Origin of the sequence: Butyrivibrio sp. NC2002 (assembly GCF_000702265.1) — a bacterium.
GTDB lineage: Bacteria > Bacillota > Clostridia > Lachnospirales > Lachnospiraceae > Butyrivibrio.
This window is the reverse complement of record NZ_JNKZ01000012.1, coordinates 1-1,315: the sequence shown is the minus strand read 5'-3', so window position 1 is coordinate 1,315 and position 1,315 is coordinate 1. Positions and strand designations below refer to the sequence as shown.

Annotated in this window: 1 rRNA gene; it reads right to left on the bottom strand. The window is 53.2% G+C overall.

From position 1 onward, the window contains the following. Positions 1–24: 24 nt before the first annotated feature. A 23S ribosomal RNA gene (locus T543_RS07190) occupies positions 25–1,315 on the bottom strand; the annotation flags it as partial.

The following is a 1,315-nucleotide window of genomic DNA, read 5'->3' as shown; positions in this document are numbered from 1 at the left end:
ATCCTTCTTCGTTCTATGTCCTTCTTGGACAAGCCCTCGACCTATTAGTACACATCAGCTGAACACGTTACCGTGCGTACACCTTGTGCCTATCTACCTCATAGTCTCTAAGGGGTCTTACTGCCGAAGCAGGGATATCTCATCTTGAGGGGGGCTTCACGCTTAGATGCCTTCAGCGTTTATCCCTTCCGGACTTGGCTACCCAGCCTTATGCATCTGGCGATGCAGCTGATACACCAGCGGTCCGTCCATCCCGGTCCTCTCGTACTAAGGACAGCTCCTCTCAGATATCCTACGCCCGCGCCGGATAGGGACCGAACTGTCTCACGACGTTCTGAACCCAGCTCGCGTACCGCTTTAATGGGCGAACAGCCCAACCCTTGGGACCTGCTACAGCCCCAGGATGCGATGAGCCGACATCGAGGTGCCAAACCACTCCGTCGATGTGAACTCTTGGGAGTGATAAGCCTGTTATCCCCAGGGTAGCTTTTATCCGTTGAGCGATGGCAATCCCACTTTCATGCCACCGGATCACTAAGTCCTACTTTCGTATCTGTTCCACCCGTCGGTGTCACAGTCAGGCTCCCTTCTGCCTTTGCACTCTACGAATGGTTTCCGTCCATTCTGAAGGAACCTTCGAGCGCCTCCGATACCCTTTCGGAGGCGACCGCCCCAGTCAAACTCCCCGGCAGACATTGTCCCCGGACCGGTTTCACGGTCCTTGGTTAGAAATCCAATACTATAAGGGTGGTATCCCAACAGCGACTCCTTTGCAACTGACGTCACAATCTCTTCGTCTCCCACCTATCCTGTACATACAGTATCGAATCCCAGTATCAACCTGGAGTAAAGCTCCATGGGGTCTTTCCGTCCTGGCGCGGGTAACCAGCATCTTCACTGGTACTTCAATTTCACCGGGTGCATTGCCGAGACAGTGCTCAAATCATTACGCCTTTCGTGCGGGTCGGAACTTACCCGACAAGGAATTTCGCTACCTTAGGACCGTTATAGTTACGGCCGCCGTTTACTGGGGCTTAAATTCAAAGCTTCGATTGCTCTAACCTCTCCTCTTAACCTTCCAGCACCGGGCAGGCGTCAGCCCATATACCTCACCTTTCGGTTTCGCATAGACCTGTGTTTTTGCTAAACAGTTGCTTGAGCCTCTTCTCTGCGGCCTGCTCTCGCAGGCTCCCCTTATCCCGAAGTTACGGGGACATTTTGCCGAGTTCCTTAACAATGCTTCTCCCGCCGGCCTTAGGATTCTCTCCTCATCCACCTGTGTCGGTTTACGGTACGGGCTGATGTTACACAATAG